The organism is Nonomuraea sp. NPDC050383 (assembly GCF_044459125.1).
Lineage (GTDB): Bacteria > Actinomycetota > Actinomycetes > Streptosporangiales > Streptosporangiaceae > Nonomuraea.
On the sequence record NZ_JBITIP010000033.1, the window covers coordinates 25101 to 43478 of the forward strand.

At 73.0% G+C, this 18378-nt stretch carries 17 protein-coding genes; 13 read left to right on the forward strand and 4 right to left on the reverse strand.

The window, feature by feature from the left end; genetic code table 11:
* Positions 1-18: 18 nt before the first annotated feature.
* Positions 19-1506, reverse strand: a complete 1488-nt coding sequence (locus tag ACIBG4_RS41680) for an alpha/beta hydrolase (protein WP_397208111.1) — start codon at positions 1504-1506, stop codon at positions 19-21.
* A gap of 92 nt (positions 1507-1598) precedes the next feature.
* On the reverse strand, positions 1599-1814 hold the full coding sequence (locus tag ACIBG4_RS41685; protein ID WP_397208113.1) for a DUF2530 domain-containing protein: 216 nt from the start codon (positions 1812-1814) through the stop codon (positions 1599-1601).
* Between the two features lie 81 nt (positions 1815-1895).
* On the opposite strand from ACIBG4_RS41685, the gene ACIBG4_RS41690 reads away from it, so the two are divergent.
* The 4 genes from ACIBG4_RS41690 to thpR all read left to right on the forward strand — a co-directional run bounded on the left by ACIBG4_RS41690 (position 1896) and on the right by thpR (position 5787).
* Positions 1896-3338: an NCS2 family permease gene (locus ACIBG4_RS41690; RefSeq protein ID WP_397208115.1), complete on the forward strand. Its 1443-nt coding sequence runs from the start codon at positions 1896-1898 to the stop codon at positions 3336-3338.
* Between the two features lie 157 nt (positions 3339-3495).
* Entirely contained in the window at positions 3496-3942 is a 447-nt protein-coding gene (locus ACIBG4_RS41695; RefSeq protein WP_310716267.1) for a MarR family transcriptional regulator, read from the forward strand.
* A gap of 23 nt (positions 3943-3965) precedes the next feature.
* A complete protein-coding gene (locus ACIBG4_RS41700) occupies positions 3966-5189 on the forward strand; it encodes an MFS transporter (protein WP_355444908.1) in 1224 nt (407 codons plus the stop codon).
* 40 nt (positions 5190-5229) lie between these two features.
* Positions 5230-5787 (forward strand): RNA 2',3'-cyclic phosphodiesterase, encoded by a 558-nt coding sequence (gene thpR / locus ACIBG4_RS41705; RefSeq protein WP_397208118.1) that lies wholly within the window; start codon positions 5230-5232, stop codon positions 5785-5787.
* A 115-nt stretch (positions 5788-5902) separates the two neighbouring features.
* Here thpR and ACIBG4_RS41710 read toward each other — a convergent pair whose 3' ends face one another.
* A complete protein-coding gene (locus ACIBG4_RS41710; RefSeq protein ID WP_310716262.1) occupies positions 5903-6871 on the reverse strand; it encodes an aldo/keto reductase in 969 nt (322 codons plus the stop codon).
* A 52-nt stretch (positions 6872-6923) separates the two neighbouring features.
* On the opposite strand from ACIBG4_RS41710, the gene ACIBG4_RS41715 reads away from it, so the two are divergent.
* A complete protein-coding gene (locus ACIBG4_RS41715) occupies positions 6924-8198 on the forward strand; it encodes an MATE family efflux transporter (RefSeq protein WP_397208120.1) in 1275 nt (424 codons plus the stop codon).
* Positions 8199-8205: 7 nt separating this feature from the next.
* A complete protein-coding gene (locus ACIBG4_RS41720; RefSeq protein WP_397208122.1) occupies positions 8206-9252 on the forward strand; it encodes a hypothetical protein in 1047 nt (348 codons plus the stop codon).
* Positions 9253-9264: 12 nt separating this feature from the next.
* On the opposite strand, the gene ACIBG4_RS41725 is transcribed toward ACIBG4_RS41720, so the two are convergent.
* Complete coding sequence (locus tag ACIBG4_RS41725; RefSeq protein WP_310716257.1) at positions 9265-9639, reverse strand: hypothetical protein; 375 nt, start codon at positions 9637-9639, stop codon at positions 9265-9267.
* An 82-nt stretch (positions 9640-9721) separates the two neighbouring features.
* Here ACIBG4_RS41725 and ACIBG4_RS41730 point away from each other — a divergent pair, with 82 nt between their 5' ends.
* The 7 genes from ACIBG4_RS41730 to ACIBG4_RS41760 all read left to right on the forward strand — a co-directional run bounded on the left by ACIBG4_RS41730 (position 9722) and on the right by ACIBG4_RS41760 (position 18374).
* Entirely contained in the window at positions 9722-10735 is a 1014-nt protein-coding gene (locus ACIBG4_RS41730; RefSeq protein WP_397208124.1) for an NAD-dependent epimerase/dehydratase family protein, read from the forward strand.
* Positions 10732-11922 (forward strand): L-2-hydroxyglutarate oxidase, encoded by a 1191-nt coding sequence (gene lhgO, locus ACIBG4_RS41735; protein ID WP_397208126.1) that lies wholly within the window; start codon positions 10732-10734, stop codon positions 11920-11922. The genes ACIBG4_RS41730 and lhgO overlap by 4 nt, the downstream gene beginning before the upstream one ends.
* A gap of 17 nt (positions 11923-11939) precedes the next feature.
* Positions 11940-12632: a response regulator transcription factor gene (locus ACIBG4_RS41740; protein ID WP_310716251.1), complete on the forward strand. Its 693-nt coding sequence runs from the start codon at positions 11940-11942 to the stop codon at positions 12630-12632.
* On the forward strand, positions 12632-14053 hold the full coding sequence (locus ACIBG4_RS41745; protein WP_397208128.1) for an ATP-binding protein: 1422 nt from the start codon (positions 12632-12634) through the stop codon (positions 14051-14053). Before ACIBG4_RS41740 ends, ACIBG4_RS41745 begins: the two co-directional genes overlap by 1 nt.
* A 65-nt stretch (positions 14054-14118) precedes the next feature.
* Positions 14119-14775: a response regulator transcription factor gene (locus tag ACIBG4_RS41750; protein WP_310716365.1), complete on the forward strand. Its 657-nt coding sequence runs from the start codon at positions 14119-14121 to the stop codon at positions 14773-14775.
* A 9-nt stretch (positions 14776-14784) separates the two neighbouring features.
* Positions 14785-16515, forward strand: coding sequence for an ABC transporter (locus ACIBG4_RS41755; protein ID WP_397208130.1), 1731 nt, complete (start codon positions 14785-14787; stop codon positions 16513-16515).
* Entirely contained in the window at positions 16512-18374 is a 1863-nt protein-coding gene (locus ACIBG4_RS41760) for a YfjP family GTPase (protein WP_397208132.1), read from the forward strand. The genes ACIBG4_RS41755 and ACIBG4_RS41760 overlap by 4 nt, the downstream gene beginning before the upstream one ends.
* Positions 18375-18378: the final 4 nt, after the last annotated feature.

Below are 18378 nucleotides of genomic sequence, written 5' to 3' on the forward strand. Positions count from 1 at the left end.
GATGCGAGGGCAGGGGACTCAGGCGGCGGGGCAGCTTGTGTCGCGCGCCGGGAGCTTGCCGGTCAGCAGGTACGTGTTGACGTGCTGGGCGACGCAGGCGCTGCCGCTGAGGTACGCGCCGTGGCCCTCGCCCTCGTACGTCAGCAGCACGCCCGTCCTGAGCCGGGCCGTGAGGCTGGTCGCCCACCGGTACGGCGTGGCCGGGTCGCCCTTGGCGCCGACCACCATGATGGGGGCCGAGCCCGTGGCGTCGATCCGCTTGGCCCGGTCGTCGCCCGGCACCGGCCAGTGGGCGCACGGCGCGACCGTGCCGCTCGTGGCCAGGACGGGGAAGATCTTCTTGATCTTGCGGTTGACCGCGGCGGCCTGGGCGAGGGTGGGCCGCTCGGACGTGTCCGCGCAGGTGATCGCCTGCATGCTGGTGAGCGTGGTGGCGTACGTCCCGTCGGCGCGGCGTCCGGTGTAGGTGTCGGCCAGTGCGAGGAGCATGGTGCCGTCGCCCTTCACGGCGGCGGCGACGGCCTGCTCCAGCAGCGGCCACGAGGCCTTGGCGTACAGCGGGGTGATGACGCCCAGCTGGCCCAGCGCGTGGGTGAGCGAGCGCTTGCCGACCTTGATCGGCTTGTCGCGCAGGCCGTCCACGAAGGTCTCGACGGTCTTCCTCACCGCGGCGGGGTCCTGGCCGAGGTCGCAGCCCTTGGCGACGCAGTCCTTGGCGAAGGCGTCGAAGGACGTCGCGAACCCGGTGGCCTGGATGACGGCCCGGTCCGCGAAGGTGCCCGTGGGGTCGTACGCGGCGTCCAGGACGAGCCGGCCGGTGTTCCGCGGGAAGTGGGTGGCGTAGACGGCGCCGAGCTGCGTGCCGTACGAGAGGCCGAAGTAGTTGAGCTTGGCGTCGCCGAGGGCGGCGCGGATGCGGTCCATGTCACGAGCGGCGTTGATCGTGCCGACGTACGGCAGCACCTTGCCCGAGTCCTTCCGGCACGCGGCCACGTACTTCTTGACCGCCTTGTCGCCGCTCGCGCCGTCGGCCGCGTTCAGGATGGTCTCGACGTCGCCGCCGCAGCGGACGCCGGCGCTGCGCTCGACGCCGCGCGGGTCGAAGCTGACCAGGTCGTAGCGGGTGCCGAGGGCGGCGAACGCGCGGGCGGCCATGGCCAGCGTGTCGACGCCGGAGCCGCCGGGCCCGCCGAAGTTGAAGACGAGGGAGCCGAGCCGGTCGCCGGTGGCCTTGACCCGGATCAGCGCGAGGTCGATCCGCTCGCCGCCGGGCTTGGCGTAGTCGAGGGGCACGGCGAGCTTGCCGCACTGGAGGGTCGGGTCCGGGGCGGCGGGCTTGCCGTCGGGGCCGGTCAGACCGGTGCAGGTCCGCCAGGAGATCGCGGCGGCGGCGCCGGTGGTGGTGGCGGTCGTGGTCGCGGTCGTGGTCGCCGGGGTGCCGCTCGCCGCGGCGCAGCCGGTGAGGGCGGCCAGGCAGAGGGCGGAGACGAGGGCGGTCTTCTTCATGCCCATCAGCATGGGCTTGCCGCTCTCGCCCAGGTAGTGGCCGGAAACAGCTCTTCGGGATGACTTCGAGGATCGGCCGGAGATGACGAATGTCAGCTTCTGGTGGCGCGCCTGTGGACGTACCAGAGCCCGAGCAGGCCGAGGAACGCGCCGACGGCGCACGTCCAGATCCACCACTGGTGGTCCGGGCCGGGGCGCAGGACGAGGAGCACGACCAGGGCGACGGCCCACAGGCCGGTGCCCACGGCGATGGTGGCCACGTCGTTGGTCTCGATCGGCTCCGGATCGGGGTGCCACTGCTGGTTCACGTGTCCAGCCTAGCTTCCAATCCGGTCTCGATCCGATTACCAGCACTTTTACCGGAACGCCACTGCTGTCACTCTTCGCGCGTGAGTGACAGAACTACCGCTATCGACAGATTCTTCGCAATCTCCGCACGAGGCTCGACCATCTCCCGTGAGGTACGGGGCGGCCTGGCCACCTTCTTCACGATGGCCTACATCGTCGTGTTGAACCCGATCATCATCGCCAACGGCCAGGACGTCGAGAAGCAGTTCATCGGCGACGGGTCGGCGCCCAACGTGGCACTGGTGGCCGCCGGGACGGCGTTCGTGGCCGGCGTGATGACGATCCTCATGGGTGTCGTGGGCCGCGTGCCGTTCGCCATGGCGGCGGGGCTCGGGCTCAACACCTTCGTCACCTTCAACATCGCGGGGGTGATGAGCTGGGAGGAGGCCATGGGCCTGGTCTTCCTCGAAGGCGTCATCATCGCCGTGCTCGTGCTGACCGGCTTCCGGGTGGCCGTCTTCAACGCGATCCCCGCCCAGCTCAAGACGGCCATCAGCGTGGGCATCGGCCTGTTCATCGCGTTGATCGGCTTCGTGGACGCGGGCTTCGTCCGCCGGGTCGCCGCCGGCCCGCCGCTGGAGATGGGCATCAAGGGCGCGCTGACCTCCTGGCCGATCCTCGTGTTCGTGGTCGGCCTGCTGGCGACGGCCGCGCTGGTGGCCCGCAGGGTCAAGGGCGCGATCCTCATCGGCATCGTCGGCACGACCGTGCTCGCCGTGATCGTGGAGGCGCTGGCCAAGGCCGGGCCGGCGTCGGCCGACAACCCGGGCGGCTGGCAGCTCAACGTGCCGACCGCGCCGCAGAAGATCTTCGACTTCCACAACCCTCTGACCCTCTTCACCGAGTTCGACCCGTTCGGCGCGTTCAGCCGCGTCTCGGCGCTGCTCGTCGCGCTGCTCATCTTCACGCTGCTCATCACGGACTTCTTCGACACGATGGGCACGATGGTCGGCGTCGGCCGGCAGGCCGGCCTGGTCGGCGAGGACGGCGTGCTGCCCCGCACCCGGGAGATCCTGCTCGTCGACTCGCTCGGCGCGGCGGCGGGCGGCGCCGGGTCGGTGTCGTCCAACACCACCTACATCGAGTCGGCCGCGGGCGTCGGCGAGGGCGCCCGGACCGGCCTGGCCAGCGTCGTCACCGGCGCGCTCTTCCTCGTGGCGATCTTCTTCGCCCCGCTCGTCGAGGTCGTGCCCTACGAGGCGGCCACTCCCGCCCTGGTCGTCGTCGGCTTCCTCATGATGACGTCCGTACGCGAGATCGACTTCAGCGACTACGAGCTGGCCATCCCGGCGTTCCTCACGATCGTGGTCATGCCGTTCACCTACTCGATCTCGAACGGCGTCGGCGCGGGCTTCGTCAGCTACGTGCTGATCAAGGTCGTCCGGGGCAAGGCCAGGGAGATCCACCCCCTCATGTGGGTCGTGTCGGCCATGTTCCTGCTGTACTTCGCGCTGGGCCCCATCAGGGCCCTGCTGGGGGTCTGATCCCCGGTCTGATCCCCGTACGATTTCCCTGCTGACCAGCGACGAGGCCGCCCCTCGCAAGAGGGGCGGCCTCGGTGTATCAACAGGTGAGACACGTAATGAGTTGGAGAAATATCTTGCCCTGCCCTATAGTTAGCAAAGGTAATGAGACGTGCTAATGAAGAACCAGCAACAGACAGATCTGCGCAGCGACGCGGGCCTGGCCTTGGCCCTGCGCGTGTCGCTCGCCCGGCTGACGCGTCGGCTGCGACGCCAGGCGGCGGTGCACACGCTGACTCCCACCCAGTTCGCGACGCTCGCCGCGGTCGACCGGCACTCCGGGATAACGCCCGGCGAGCTGGCCGAGCTCGAGAAGGTGCAGCCCCCCTCGATGACGCGCGTGATCGCCGCACTCGAGGAACGCGGGCTGCTCTCGCGCACCCCGCATCCGACCGACCGGCGCCAGGTGACCGTGACCGTGACCGAGGCCGCCCAGAAGCTGCTGAAGGAGGAGCGCCGCCGCAAGGAGGCGTGGCTGACGCAGCGGCTGAAGGAGCTGACACCCGAGGAGCGGTCGATCCTCAGGCAGGCGGCGCCGATCCTGGAGAAGCTCAGCAGGATATAGAAGGCGAACAACCCGGGACCGGGATGTTCCGGTCGCTCAGATATCGCAACTACCGCATGTTCGTGGCCGGTGGCGCCGTCTCCAACGTCGGCGGCTGGCTGCAGCGCACCGCCCAGGACTGGCTGATCCTGGACCTCACCCACGGCAGCGCGGCGGCGCTGGGAACGGCGACCGCCCTGCAGTTCCTGCCGATGCTCTTCTTCGGCCTGTTCGGCGGCGTGCTGGCCGACCGCTACCCCAAGCGGCCCATCCTCATCGCGGCCCAGTCGCTCATGGCCGTGCTCGCGCTCACCCTCGGCCTGCTGACGATCACGCACTCCGTCCAGGAGTGGCACGTGTACGTCATGGCGTTCGTGCTCGGCATGATCTCCTGCGTGGAGGTGCCGACCCGGCAGGCGTTCGTGGTCGAGATGGTCGGCCGGCGTGAGCTGTCCAACGCGATCGCGCTCAACAGCTCCTCCTTCAACCTGGCCCGCGTGGTCGGCCCGGCCGTCGCCGGTGTGCTGATCTACGTGCTCGGGGGCACGGGGCCGCTGTTCCTCATCAACGGGCTGACCTTCGCCGCCGTCATCTCCAGCCTGGTCTTCATGCGCAAGTCCGAGCTCCAGCTGTCGGAGCCGGTGCCGCGGGCCAAGGGCCAGCTCCGCGAGGGGCTGCGGTACGTGCTGGAGCGCGAGGAGCTCCTCATGCCGGTGCTGCTGATCGGCTTCGTGTCGATGTTCTCGCAGGCGTTCTCGATGTCGATCGCGCTCATGGCGCGCGAGGTCTTCGCCGCGGGGGCGTCCTCGTTCGGCCTGGCGTCCAGCATGTTCGCCGTCGGCGCGCTCGGCGGGGCGCTGCTCGCGGCCCGGCGGTCGCGGCCGTCGCGCAGGGTGCTGATGGCGGGCGCGATCGGGTTCGGGCTGTTCCAGGTCGCCACCGGTCTGGCGCCGTTCTACCCGCTGTACCTGCTGCTGCTCGTCCCCACGGGCGTCGCGCTGATCACGGTCAACACGGCGGCCAACGCCAGCGTCCAGCTCGCTTCCTCGCCCGAGATGCGCGGCCGGGTCATGGGCATCTACATGCTCGTCTTCACCGGCGGCGCGCCGGTCGGCGCCACGCTGGTCGGCTGGCTGTCCGACCTCGGCGGCCCCCGGGCCGGCGTGATGCTCTCCGGAGTGCTCGCGCTCGCGGGCACCGGCCTGGCGCTGGTGGTCACGCGGCTGATCGGCTCCCGGGTGCGCCGCACCGTGGCCGCCACCGCCTGAGCGGGGCGGCCGCCGGCCATCCGTTGCAGAATCGGATGGCATGAGGCTCTTCGCGGCCGTGGTGCCGCCGGCCGAGGCGCTCGACGAGCTCGAACGCGTCATCGCGCCGCACGTCGGCGTGGTGCCCGGGCTGCGCTGGCCGGACCGCGCCACCTGGCACATCACGCTCGGCTTCTTCGGTGAGGTGCCCGAGGCAGCCCTGCCGGAGCTGGAGGTGCGCCTGGCCCGCGCCGTACGCCGCCACCACGTCCTGGACCTGGCCTTCACCGGGTTCGGGGCGTTCTCGTCCGTACGGCGGGCCAGGGTCTTCTGGGCGGCCGTCTCCGGCGACCCCATGAACCGGCTGGCCGACTCCGTCAAGGCCGGCGCCCGCCGGGCGGGCGCCGGTCAGGCTGACGACAAGCGCTTCCACCCGCATCTCACACTGGCCCGCGCGCGGGCGGACACGGACCTCCGCCCGCTCGTCGAGTCGCTGTCGGGCTTCAGCGGGACGCCGTGGCGGGCGGAGGCCGTCCGCCTGGTGCGCAGCCACACCGGCGCCCAGGTGAGGTACGAGTCACTGGCCGAGTGGGCGCTGACACCCTCGCGGCCCGATTAGGCTCCACAACGTGGACCGTCCTCGCTCCTGGCTGCTGCCGGCCGTGCTCGGCCTCCTTGTGCTGATCGTCATCATCGGCGCCCTGCTCCGCTGACGCGTCCGCGAACCGCGCCTCCTACCAGGCGTAGTCCTCCGGCGCGGTGCGGTGACCGGGGAAGATCTCGTCCAGACGCGCCAGCGCCTGCTCGTCCAGCGTGATCTCCAGGGTCCGCATGCTGCCGTCGAGCTGCTCCAGCGTGCGCGGCCCGATGATCGGGGCGGTGACCGCGGGCCGCGTCAGCAGCCACGCCAGCGCCACGTACGCGGGGTCCTCGCCCAGCTCGTCGCAGAACTTCTCGTACTGCTCGATCCGGTCGCGGTGCTTCTCCAGCTGCTTGACCATGTGCTCGGCGGCCGAGCGACCCTTGTCGATCTTGCGGAGCACGCCGCCGAGCAGACCGCCGCCGAGCGGGCTCCACGGGATGACGCCGAGGCCGTAGTCCTCGCAGGCCGGCAGCACCTCCAGCTCGACCGCGCGGGTCAGCAGGTTGTAGTGGCTCTGCTCGCTGACCAGGCCCAGCGTGTTGCGGCGGGCCGCGGTCTCCTGGGCCTTGGCGATGTGCCAGCCCGCGAAGTTGGACGACCCGACGTAGAGGATCTTGCCCTGCTGCCGCAGGACCTCCATCGCCTCCCAGAACTCGTCGAACGGCGTGTTCCGGTCGACGTGGTGGGCCTGGTAGATGTCGATGTAGTCGGTCTGCATGCGCTGGAGCGAGGCGTCGCAGGCGCGGCGGATGTTGAGGGCGGAGAGCCGGTCGTCGTTGGGCCAGTCGCCCATCGAGCCGTAGAGCTTGGTCGCGATGACCGTCTTCTCCCGGCGGCCGTCGCCCTTGGCGAACCAGTTGCCGATGATCCGCTCGGTGACTCCCTCGCCCTTCTTCCAGCCGTAGACGTTGGCCGTGTCGAAGAAGTTGATGCCCAGCTCGTGGGCCCGGTCCATGATCGCGAAGGAGTCTTCCTCGCTCGTCACGGGCCCGAAGTTCATGGTGCCGAGGCAGAGCGGGCTGACCTTGAGCCCGCTGCGTCCGAGGTTCACATAATCCATACCTCCCAGGCTAAATACCTGGAGCGCACTCCAGGCTAGTAGGGTGACGCGGGTGGGCGGGGTGATCATCAGGTCGGCGGTTCCCCTCTTCCTCTCGATGGTGACCAGCGTGATCGGCACCTTCGTGGTGACCTCGGTGCTCGGCCGGCACGCCACCGTCACGCTGGCGGCCTTCGCGGTCATGACCGCCGTGCTCAACCCCGCCGCCGCCGCCGTCACGGGAGCGCTGCGCGGGCTCGGGCCGTTCGTCGCGCCGCACCGCGACGATCCCGTCCGCGCCGTCCCCGTCCTCCGTGACGCGCGCTGGCTCACGCTCCTTGTCGGTACGGCCGGCGCCCTCGCCGTCCTCGCCGTGCCCCTGCTCGCGCGGGCCACCGGCGTTCCCGGCGAGGTGGTCGCCGAGCTGGGGCCGCTGCCCTGGCTGCTGGCCCTCTACCTGCTCGTGTACGCCTCCGGCGGCGGCGCCACGACCGTGCTCGTCGCGCTCGGCCACAGCCGGCAGGTGCTCTGGTCCAGCCTGGCGGGCACCGCCGTGATGGCCTGCTGCTCGCTCGTCCTGGTGCCGCGCCTCGGCCTCACCGGCGTGGGCGTCGCCTGGCTGCTGTGGGGGACGGTCGGCGTGGTGGTGGCCAACGTCTGCCTGCGGCGCGCCATCGGCGTCCGGGTGGGCCAGGGCCGGCCGCGGCCCGCCCGGATCGCCGAGCTGGCCCGGGTGAGCGTGCCGCTGGCCGCCACAGTGCTGATCAAGTTCGGCGGGCTGGGGGTCATCACCTTCGCGGCGAGCACCACCAGTGCCCGTGACGCCGCCGCCCACGCGGTGCTGACCACGCTCACCTCCCTCATCATGCTGGCCTCGCTGTCGGTGGCGCAGGCGTCGGTGCCCGAGGTGGCCCGCGCGGCCGACGCCGCGGGAGCGCGGCGCGCCAACCGGGTGGCGGCGCTGGTCGCGCTCGGCGGCACGGCCGTGGGCGCGCTCGTCCTGCTGGTCGTGAGCGATCCGGTGCTGGCGCTGTTCACCGACGACCCGGGCGTCCGGGAGCGGGCGGCCGGGCTGCTGCCGCTGATGCTGCTCGCCTCGGCCGCCGACGGCGCGCAGGCGGTGCAGGGCATCGGGCTGACCGCGCTGAAGAAGTCCGCGGCCAGCATGGTCTACTTCGCCGGCGGTTACGGGCTGATGGTGGCGGCGGCCGTGCCGGTGGCGGCGACCTGGGGGCTCACCGGGCTGTGGACGGCCCTGGCCGTGACCAACCTGGTTCTGGTCGTGCTCCAGGGCACGGGCTTCCACCGGCACAGCGCTCGGGTCGGCCGGGCGGTCGTTGAGGCATGATGGCGGCGTGGGGGACCTGAGACGGGCGGTCGTGACCGCCGCGGCGACATGCGTGGCACTGGGCGCTCTCTCGGCGCCCGCGGCGGCCGACGACGTGGGCAAGAGGCTGTTCCGGTTCAAGGACAAGCGGATCACCGAGTCCAGCGGCCTGGCGGTCTCGCCGACGCACCGGGACGTCTACTACACGCACAACGACAGCTCCGCCGCCCCCGTCTTCTACGCGGTCGGCGGCGACGGGCGGACCCGGGCGACGTTCCGGGTGAGCGGGGCGCAGGCGCGCGACTGGGAGGCGATGGCCGCCACCAAGGACCCGGTCACCGGCCGGGGCGTGCTGTGGTTCGCCGACATCGGCGACAACATGGACGGCGCGTGGCCCGACGTCTCCGTCTACAAGGTGACCGAGCCGGAGACCCTCCGGGACGCGACCCTCCCGGCGGTCCGCTACCGCTTCCGTTACGAGGACGGCGCCCGCAACGCCGAGGGGCTCATGGTCCACCCGGTCACGGGGCGGCTGTACGTGGTGTCCAAGGAGTTCGCGGGGTCCGTGTACGCCGCCCCCGCGAAGCTGCGCACCGGCCGGGTCAACGTGCTGCGCAAGGTGGCCGCCGCGCCGCTGATGGCCACCGACGCCGCGTACGCGCCGGACGGCTCCTCGTACGTGGTCCGCACCTACTTCTCGGCCACCCTCTACCGGCCGAACGGCGAGATGATTTCCAAGGTGTCGATGCCGGAGCTCGACCAGGCCGAGTCGATCGCGTACACGGCCGACGGCAGGTCGCTGCTCGCAGGCAGCGAGGGGGCGTCGAGCCCGGTCTACCAGGTGCCGCTCCCGGACCAGGCGGTGCGGGACGTCCCGGCGTCGGCCGGACCCACGCCGAGCCGGAGCCCCAGGACCTCGCAGCGGGGAGCCCGCACCGCCTCACCGCGGCCGGAGGCGTCGGACGGCGGGGACGGCGGGGCCAAGGGGCTGAGCGCCCGGGACGTGCTCATCTGGCTGGTTGCCGCCGCGGGCGCGACCGGTGTGATCTCCTACATCGCCCGCCGCACCCGCTGACGTCCGGCGGGCTCAGCGGTGGTGGCGCATCGTGGCGGTGAACAGGTCGCCCCGCAGGGCGCGCTCCACCACCTCGATCGAGCGTGACAGCCGTACCAGGCGGGGTCCCTCCTGCCGGTAGGCGTCGAGGACGGCCTCGATGGCGTGCGGCGGCAGGTGGCCCTTGAGGTCGACGGCGGCGCCGCGGTAGCCGGCGCGCGCCGCCTCGACGGCCGAGCGGACGTGGTGGCTCGCCATCCGGGCCAGCGCCACGGGATGGCGCCTGAGCACCTCGTAGGCGCGGTAGTCGGGCGGCACCGCGTCGAGCAGCCAGGCCACGGCGGACGTCTCCCAGTCGGGGACGCTCGGCGGCCGGACCTCGGCGGGCCACTCCGGCGGGACGTACATGAGTCCATCGTACTCACGTTCGATTCCGCGGCCAGGGGGGAGGACGGTTGATCGTTCACCAAGTGAGCGTTAGGTTGGCCGCATGCGCGTGCTGGTCACCGGTGCCTCCGGGTTCGTCGGAGCGCACGCGGCCGTCGCCCTGGCCGAGGCCGGGCACGAGCCGCACCTCCTCGTCAGGGACCCGGCCAAGGCCGCGCGCTCCCTGGCCGGAGCCGGCCTCGGACGGACCGGCGCCTCCTGGCCCCTGCACCGGGCCGACATCCGCGACGCCGCGGCCGTCCGCGACGCGCTCGAGCACTGTGACGCCGTGCTGCACGCCGCGGCCGACATGGGCGTCACCGGGCACGGCGCCGACCTGCGCGGCTCGAACGTCGTCGGCCTGCGCAACGTCCTCGACCAGGCCGTCGAGCTGGGGCTCGACCCCGTCGTGCACGTCTCCACGGTCGCGGTGTTCGTCCCGCCCGCCGGGCCGGTCATCACCGCCGGCAGCCCCCTGGCCGGCCCGCGCAACGCGTACGGCCGGTCCAAGGTCGAGGGCGAGCACCACGCCAGGAGCCTCGACGGCGTGACCATCGTCTACCCCGGCGGCCTGCTCGGCCCGGGACAGCCCAGGCTGGACGCGCTCAACGAGGGTCTCCGGGCCGGGACGCGCTCCGGCTGGCCGATCGTCCCGGGCGGCGTGTGCGTGCTGGACGTGCGCGACCTGGCCGTGGCGCTGGCCCGCTGCTTCACGCCGGGGCAGGGTGCGCGGCGCCACCTCATCGGTGGACATTTCCTGACCTGGGCGGAGCTCGCCGCCCTCTGCGCCGAGCTGACCGGCCGACGCGGGCGCGCGTACCGGCTGCCCGCCGGCCTGCTGCGCGGGGCCGCGGCGGCCCTCGACGGCGCCAAGGCGCTCGGCGCCCGGATCGCCTACCCCCTGACCCGCGACGCGGCCGAGATCATGCTCACCATGGTCCCCACCGACGACGCCCCCGCTCTGGAGGCGCTCGGCGTCGCTTTGCGCCCGGTTCGAGACACCGTTTCGGATACATTGCGGTGGCTCTGCGCGGAAGGCCACCTGGATCGGCGGGAAATAGGCAGACTGTCGCCGTGACGGAGAAGATTGGGATCGTCGGCGCCGGCATCGTCGGCCTGGCGGTCGCCCGCGAGCTGGCCATGCAGCGCGGCGCCGAGGTGACCGTGCTGGAGAAGGAGAGCCGGGTCGCGGCCCACCAGACGGGACACAACAGCGGCGTGGTCCACGCGGGCATCTACTACCCGCCCGGATCGCTCAAGGCCCGGCTGTGCCGCGAGGGCGTGGCGCTGCTCAAGGACTACTGCGCACGGCACGCGCTGCCGTACGCGGAGGTCGGCAAGCTCGTCGTGGCGAGCACCCGCGCCGAGCGCCCGCTGCTGAAGGCGCTGGCCGAGCGGGCCAGGGCCAACGGCGTGCCCGGCGTCGCCGAGCTGGACGCGCTGGGCCTGCGCGAGATCGAGCCGCACGCCGTCGGCGTCGGCGCCGTCCACTCGCCGCACACGGCGATCACCGACTTCGCCGCGGTCGCGCGCCGCCTCGCGCTCGACGTGGCGGAGCTGGGCGGGTCCGTACGGCTGGAGCACCAGGTTCGCGCGATCAGGGAGACCGCCTCGGGCGTGGAGGTGGTGGCGGCCGGGCGGCGCTTCGCCTTCGACCGGCTGGTGGTGTGCGCCGGACTCGGCACCGACGGGGTCGCCGCGCTGGCCGGCCGCCGGGGCGACATCAGGATCGTGCCGTTCCGCGGCGAGTACTACGAGCTCGCCGGCGACGCCAGGGACCTGGTGCGCGGCCTGATCTACCCCGTGCCCGACCCGCGCTACCCGTTCCTCGGCGTCCATCTGACCCGGCACATCGGCGGAGAGGTGCTGGTCGGCCCGAACGCCGTGCTGGCGCTCGCCTACGAGGGCTACCGGCGGCGCGACGTGCGGGACGTGCGGCGGATCATGGGCTGGCCCGGAACGGTGCGGATGGCCGGGCACCACTGGCGCACCGGCCTGAAGGAGATCTACGGCTCGCTGGCCAGGCGCGCCTTCCTCAAGGCGGCCCGGCGCTACGTGCCCGAGCTGACCGCCGAGGACCTGCGCCGCACCGAGGGCGGCGTCCGGGCGCAGGCCGTGGCCAGGGACGGCCGCCTGGTCGACGACTTCGCCGTGGACGTGGACGGGCGGGTGGTGCTCGTCCGCAACGCCCCCTCTCCGGCGGCCACGTCGAGCCTCGCGATCGCGCGGCATATCGCCGCACTTGTTCCAGCACTCGCCCGATGAGTGCATCCTTGGAGGTGATGGAAGCGCGCCTGCTGATCGTCGAGGACGACCCCAACATCCTCGAACTCCTCGCCGCGAGCCTCAGGTTCGCGGGGTTCGACGTGACCACGGCCAAGAGCGGCCACGACGCGGTGGCCGCCGTGCAACGGCACCGGCCGGACCTCATCGTGCTCGACGTCATGCTGCCCGACTTCGACGGGTTCGAGATCGTGCAGCGGCTGCGGGGCGGCGGGACGCACACGCCGGTGGTGTTCCTGACCGCCCGCGACGACACCGAGGACAAGATCCGCGGTCTGACCCTCGGCGGCGACGACTACGTGACCAAGCCGTTCAGCCTCGAAGAGGTGGTGGCCCGGATCCACGCGGTGCTGCGCCGCACCACCGGGGACGGGCCCGCGCCGCCGCCGCGGCTGACGTTCGCCGACATCGAGCTGGACGAGGAGAGCCACGAGGTGTGGCGCGGCGGCACCGCGGTCGCGCTGTCGCCGACCGAGTTCAAGCTGCTGCGCTACTTCATGACCAACGCCGGCCGGGTGCTGTCCAAGCCGCAGATCCTCGACCACGTGTGGGACTACGACTTCCGGGGCGAGGTCGGCATCGTCGAGTCGTACGTGTCGGTGCTCCGCCGGAAGATCGACAACCGGAGCCCTCGGCTCATCCACACGCTGCGCGGTGTCGGATACGTGCTGCGCCTGCCGCCGAGTCCCTGATGTCCGGCCTGCCGCTCAGGATCAAGCTGATCGCCGCGATGCTGGCGCTGCTCGCGCTCGGCCTCACCTTCATCGGCCTGGTCAGCGTCTCGGTCCTGCACGGCTACCTGCTCGACCGGGTCGACGGCCAGGTCAACCTGGTCGCCGTCCGCATGCAGAAGAAGCTGGAGTACGACTTCCAGCGGCGCGAGAAGGGCCGCAAGGTCGGCGACAAGCCGCTGCTCATCGAGTCCGACACGATCGTCCTGGTGCGCGACGGGGCCGGCCGCTACCAGCCGCTCCAGATCGACCGCGACGTGGACTTCAAGTCCAAGCCGGTGCTGTCGCCCTCGCCCGGCCCCGGCATCTACACCGCCAAGGCCGGCGACGGCGAGGGCGAGTGGCGGGTCCTGCACACCGTGACCCCGCACGGCTCGTTCGTCGTGGCCGCCGACCTGACCGAGGTCAGCGAGATCACCCGGCGGCTGGGCCTGATCGAGCTGCTCGGCGGCGGCGGCATCCTGTTGATCCTGGCCGTCGTCGGCGTGACCAGCGTGCGGCGCAGCATGCGCCCGCTGATCCAGATCGAGCGCACCGCCGAGGCCATCGCGGGCGGCGAGCTGGGCCGGCGCGTCCCCGACGGCGACCCGCGCACCGAGGTGGGCCGGCTGGCCCGCTCGCTCAACGGCATGCTCGCGCAGATCGAGGCCGCGTTCGCCGCCCGCTCCGCCTCCGAGGCCGCGGCGCGCCGCTCCGAGGACCGCATGCGCCAGTTCGTCGGAGACGCCTCGCATGAGCTGCGCACCCCGCTCACCTCCATCCGCGGCTTCGCCGAGTACGCCCGGCAGAACCCGGGCGCCGACCCCGCCGAGCTCATGCAGCGCGTGGAGAAGGCGGCCGGCCGGATGAGCCTGCTCGTGGACGACCTGCTGCTGCTCGCCCGCGTCGACCAGCAGCGCCCGCTCAGGATGGGGCCCGTCGACATGCTCGCGCTGGCCGCCGACGCCGTCCACGACGCCCGCATCCTGCAGCCCGACCGGGTGATCAGCCTCGACGTCGTCGGCGGCGCCGCCCTCATCGTCTCCGGCGACGAGGTACGGCTGCGCCAGGTCATCGGCAACCTGGTGACCAACGCGCTCGTCCACACCGACCAGGGGACGCCTGTCACCGTCCGTGTCGGCGCCGGCCGCGGCACCGTGTTCCTGGAGGTCGCCGACAAGGGGCCGGGACTGCCGCCGGACCAGGCCGAGAAGGTCTTCGAGCGCTTCTACCGGGCCGACACGGCGCGCTCGCGGCGGCGGGCCGGCGACGACCGGGGCAGCGGCCTGGGCCTGGCCATCGTGCGGGCCCTCATGGAGGCCCACGGTGGCGCCGTCACGCTGACCACCGAGGTCGGCGCCGGCTGCACCTTCCGCGTCGAACTCCCACTCGCCTTGGAGTGACCCTTCAGCTATTCCTCAGCTCCCTGCGTAACGCTATGTAGGTGACCGAACCCGAGGCGCTGATCATGGTGGTGGACGACGAGCCCAGCATCAGGGATCTGCTGTCCGCCAGCCTGCGCTTCTCCGGGTTCGAGGTGCTGACCGCCGCCGACGGCTACGAGGCCGTCGAGGTGGCCGAGCGCACCTCGCCCGACCTCGTGGTGCTGGACGTGATGCTGCCCGACCTCGACGGCTTCGAGGTGGCCAGGAGGATCACCGCCCCCGTGCTCTTCCTCACCGCCCGTGACGCCACCGAGGACAAGATCGCCGGGCTGGGCGTGGGCGACGACTACGTCACCAAGCCGTTCAGCCTGGAGGAGGTGCAGGCCCGCATCCGCGCGGTGCTGCGCCGCACCCGGGGCGAGAGCGCGCCGGCCACCCGGCTGAAGGTCGCCGACCTGGAGCTGGACGAGCACGCGCGCGAGGTGTGGCGGGCCGGCGAGCCGGTGCGGCTGTCGCCGACCGAGTACAAGCTGCTGCACTACTTCATGTCCAACGCGGGGCGCGTCCTGTCCAAGGCGCAGATCCTCGACCACGTGTGGAACTACGACTTCGGCGGCGACGCCGGCGTGGTCGAGTCATACGTCTCCTACCTGCGGCGCAAGGTCGACGCGGTCGAGCCGCGACTGATCCACACGCTGCGGAGTGTCGGATATGTGCTTAGGGAGCCGCCTGCGGGCTAGCTTGAGGACATGGACCTGCTGGGTGCGTTGGAGGGGCTGCGGCGCCGGCTCGACGGAGAGCTGTTCCCGCTCGCCATCGGCCGTGCCGAGGACGATCGCCGGCTGCTCAGGGAGATGACCGGGCAGCTCGACGACTACCTCCTGCCGCGGCTGCGCGCCATCGACGCGCCGCTGCTGGCCGTGGTGGGCGGCTCCACCGGGGCGGGCAAGTCCACGCTGGTCAACTCGCTCGTCGGCGCGGACGTGGCCGAGCCCGGCGTGCTGCGGCCGACCACGCTCGTGCCGACGCTCGTCGCCAGCCCGGCCGACCTCGACTGGTTCATGGGCGCGAACGTGCTGCCCGGACTGTCCCGCACCAGCGGCGACTCGGCGGGCGCGCTGCGGGTGGTGACCTCCGAGGCGCTGGGCGCCGGGCTGGCCCTGCTCGACGCCCCCGACATCGACTCCGTGGTGACCGCCAACCGGGAGCTGGCGGCGCAGCTCCTCGCCGCCGCCGACCTGTGGCTGTTCGTCACGACCGCCGCCCGTTACGCCGACGAGGTGCCGTGGAGCTTCCTGCGCTCGGCCCGCGAGCGGAGCACCGCGCTCGCCGTCGTCCTCGACCGGGTGCCCCCGGAGGCCGCCACGCCCGTCACCCGCGATCTCGAACGGCTCCTCGTCGCCAACGGGCTCGACGGCACCCGGCTGTTCACCGTGCCGGAGGCGGCGCTGCCGTCCGAGAAGGCGCGCCTGCCCGCCCCGCTCGTCGGGCCGATCGTCGCCTGGCTGACCGGGCTGGCCGCCGACGCCGCCGAGCGGGCCCGCGTGGTGCGGCAGACGCTGTCCGGGGCGCTCGACAGCCTGGCCGCGCGGGTGCCCGAACTCGCGACCGCCGTGCGACGGCAGCAGGCCGGCTTCGACGGGCTCCGGTCCATCGTGACGGGGGCGTACGCGGGGGCGATGGCCGACTTCGACGAGGGCATGCGCGACGGCTCGCTGCTGCGCGGCGAGGTGCTGGCCCGCTGGCAGGACTTCATCGGCACCGGCGACCTGATGCGGTCCCTGGAGAGCCGGGTGGGCTGGCTGCGCGACCGGCTCGTGTCGTTCTTCACCGGCCGCGTGCCCGCCGCCGAGCTGCGCGACGCGCTGGAGAGCGGGGTCGAGGCGCTGATCAGGGGAGCCGCCGACGCCGCCGCGGAGCGCGCGCTGGACGGCTGGTCGGCCGCGCCCGGCGGCCCCGGGATCATCGAGCGGGTCGGCGCCGTCGAGGCCGCCCGGCTCGGCCGCGCCTCGCCGGACCTGGGCAAACGCGCCGAGGCCGCGGTGCGGGGCTGGCAGGAGTTCGTGATGGACCTCGTACGGCAGGAAGGCGGGGAGCGGCGCACGACGGCGCGGCTGGCGTCGTTCGGGGTCAACGGGGCGGGGCTGCTGCTCATGCTGGCCGTGTTCGCCTCGACGGGCGGGCTGACCGGGATCGAGGTGGGCATAGCGGGCGGCACCAGCGTGCTGTCGCAGAAGCTGCTGGAGGCCATCTTCGGCGACCAGGCGGTGCGGACGCTGACCGTCCGGGCCCGGGACGACCTGCGGGAGCGGGTGCGGGTGCTGATGGAGGAGGAGGCGGCGCGATACACCGCGCTGCTGGAGCCCGTCGAGCCGTCGCCGGGCACGGCGGACGCCCTCATGGAGGCGGCCGGGTCGGTGCGGGCCCACCGCGCGGAGCTGCCACCCGGCGCCCTGGACACGCCGGGAGGTACGGCATGAAGCTGCTGCGCCGCAAGGAGGGGCCGCCGCTGGACTCCCGGCTCGACGCCCTGCTGGAGGCCGCCGCGCTGGCCGGGGGACGGTTGCCGGACGGCGCGGTGGAGTCCGCGCGGGCGGTGGCCGAGCGGGCCGGGGTCCGCCGCAGCCTCTCGGCCGAGCACACGGTCGTCGCCCTGGCCGGGGCCACGGGGAGCGGGAAGTCGTCGCTGTTCAACGCCCTGACGGGGACGGAGGTGGCGGCGGTGGGCGTCACACGGCCGACCACGTCCGCCGTGCAGGCGGCGGTGTGGGACGGCGACGCGGGGGCGGGGCCGCTGCTGGACTGGCTGGACGTCTTCACCCGCCATGAGGCAGGCACCCCCACAGGTCAGGATTTTTCCGGACTTATCCTGCTGGATCTGCCTGACCACGACTCCATCCGGCTCGACCACCGCCTGGAGGTCGACCGCCTCGTCGAGCTGGTCGACCTGCTGGTGTGGGTGCTGGACCCGCAGAAGTACGCCGACGCGGCCCTCCACGAGCGCTACCTGCGCCCGCTGTCCGGGCACCGCGACGTGATGGTCGTGGCGCTCAACCAGGCCGACCGCCTGCCGCCCGACGCGGTGGACCGCTGCCTGCGCGACGTGCGGCGGCTCCTGGACGAGGACGACCTGAAGGGCGTGCCGGTGCTCGCCACCTCCGCCCGTACCGGCATGGGGCTGCCCGAGCTGCGCGCGCTCCTGGCGGGGCGCGTCGCGGACCGCCGCGCCTGGGCCGCCCGGCTGGCCGCGGACGTCACCACCGCCGCCGACCTCCTCGCCACCGCCTCCACCGGCTCCTCGGGGACCCCGCTCGACGAGGAGGCGGCGGGGGAGACGGACGAGCACGACCACCCCACGACGGCCTCGCCCGGCACAGCTCTCGGGGTCCTGGCCGCGGGCAGGGAGATCGCGCGCTCCGCCGAGCTGCCGGAGGTGGGGCCGGCCGGAGACGTCACGGCGCGGCTGGGAAGGCGGCTCACGGTGGCGCTGGAGGAGGCGGCCGGCGTGCCGCTCGTGCTGGAGGCCGTGGCGAAGGGGCACCGGCACCGGGCCGTGGTCGCCACCGGCTGGCCGGTCACCCGGTGGATCCGCCGCCTCAGGCCCGACCCCCTGCGCCGCCTCCGCCTCGGCACAGGCATCAGCCCGGGGTCCGGCCCCGGAGCGGAGAACGGATCGAGGAGCGGCACCGGCACGGCGATCGCCGCGTCAGATGGCATGCCCGCCGCCAAGGCCCCCGCCCGGCGGGACGACGGCCGGCAGATCGTCGGGCGTACGTCCCTGCCGGCGGCCTCCGCCGTGCAGAAGGCGCGGGTGGAGACCGCGATCCGCGACGTCGGCGAGGCCGCCGCGACCGGGGCGCCCGGCCCGTGGGCGGCGGCGGTGCGGCGGGCGGCACGGGCGCGCTCGGCCGAGCTGGCCGACGCCGTCGACCGGGCCGTGGGGCGGACGTCCGTCCGGGCGGCCAGACCGCCCCGGTGGTGGAAGGCCGTCGGGTCGGTGCAGTGGCTGGTGTTCGCGGCGATGGTGGTGGGAGCGCTCTGGCTGGGCGTGCTGTTCGCACTGGACTACCTGCGGCTGCCGGAGCTTCCGGTGCCCACGCTCGGGGTGGTGCCGTGGCCGACCGTGCTGCTCGTCGGGGGAGCGCTGGCCGGGATCCTGGTGGCGCTGCTGTCCCGGCTGGCGGCCTGGGCGGGTGGCCGGCGTCGCGCCCGCCGTACGGCCAAGGCGATGCGCGCCGCCATCGGCGAGGTGAGCGCCGAGTACGTCCTCCAGCCCGTGGAGGCGGAGCTCGACGCCTACACCCGCTTCCGCGCCGCGGTCGAGCGGGCCCGCGCCTGACGCC

What these genes read in the sequence shown, in the direction of transcription:
- ACIBG4_RS41680 (WP_397208111.1), bottom strand. Translation starts at nt 1,506, where the DNA reads ATGAAGAAGACCGCCCTCGTCTCCGCCCTCTGCCTGGCCGCCCTCACC.
- ACIBG4_RS41695 (WP_310716267.1), top strand. Translation starts at nt 3,496, where the DNA reads ATGAAGAACCAGCAACAGACAGATCTGCGCAGCGACGCGGGCCTGGCC.
- ACIBG4_RS41700 (WP_355444908.1), top strand. Translation starts at nt 3,966, where the DNA reads ATGTTCCGGTCGCTCAGATATCGCAACTACCGCATGTTCGTGGCCGGT.
- thpR (WP_397208118.1), top strand. Translation starts at nt 5,230, where the DNA reads ATGAGGCTCTTCGCGGCCGTGGTGCCGCCGGCCGAGGCGCTCGACGAG.
- ACIBG4_RS41710 (WP_310716262.1), bottom strand. Translation starts at nt 6,871, where the DNA reads ATGGATTATGTGAACCTCGGACGCAGCGGGCTCAAGGTCAGCCCGCTC.
- ACIBG4_RS41725 (WP_310716257.1), bottom strand. Translation starts at nt 9,639, where the DNA reads ATGTACGTCCCGCCGGAGTGGCCCGCCGAGGTCCGGCCGCCGAGCGTC.
- ACIBG4_RS41730 (WP_397208124.1), top strand. Translation starts at nt 9,722, where the DNA reads ATGCGCGTGCTGGTCACCGGTGCCTCCGGGTTCGTCGGAGCGCACGCG.
- ACIBG4_RS41740 (WP_310716251.1), top strand. Translation starts at nt 11,940, where the DNA reads ATGGAAGCGCGCCTGCTGATCGTCGAGGACGACCCCAACATCCTCGAA.
- ACIBG4_RS41745 (WP_397208128.1), top strand. Translation starts at nt 12,632, where the DNA reads ATGTCCGGCCTGCCGCTCAGGATCAAGCTGATCGCCGCGATGCTGGCG.
- ACIBG4_RS41750 (WP_310716365.1), top strand. Translation starts at nt 14,119, where the DNA reads ATGGTGGTGGACGACGAGCCCAGCATCAGGGATCTGCTGTCCGCCAGC.
- ACIBG4_RS41755 (WP_397208130.1), top strand. Translation starts at nt 14,785, where the DNA reads ATGGACCTGCTGGGTGCGTTGGAGGGGCTGCGGCGCCGGCTCGACGGA.
- ACIBG4_RS41760 (WP_397208132.1), top strand. Translation starts at nt 16,512, where the DNA reads ATGAAGCTGCTGCGCCGCAAGGAGGGGCCGCCGCTGGACTCCCGGCTC.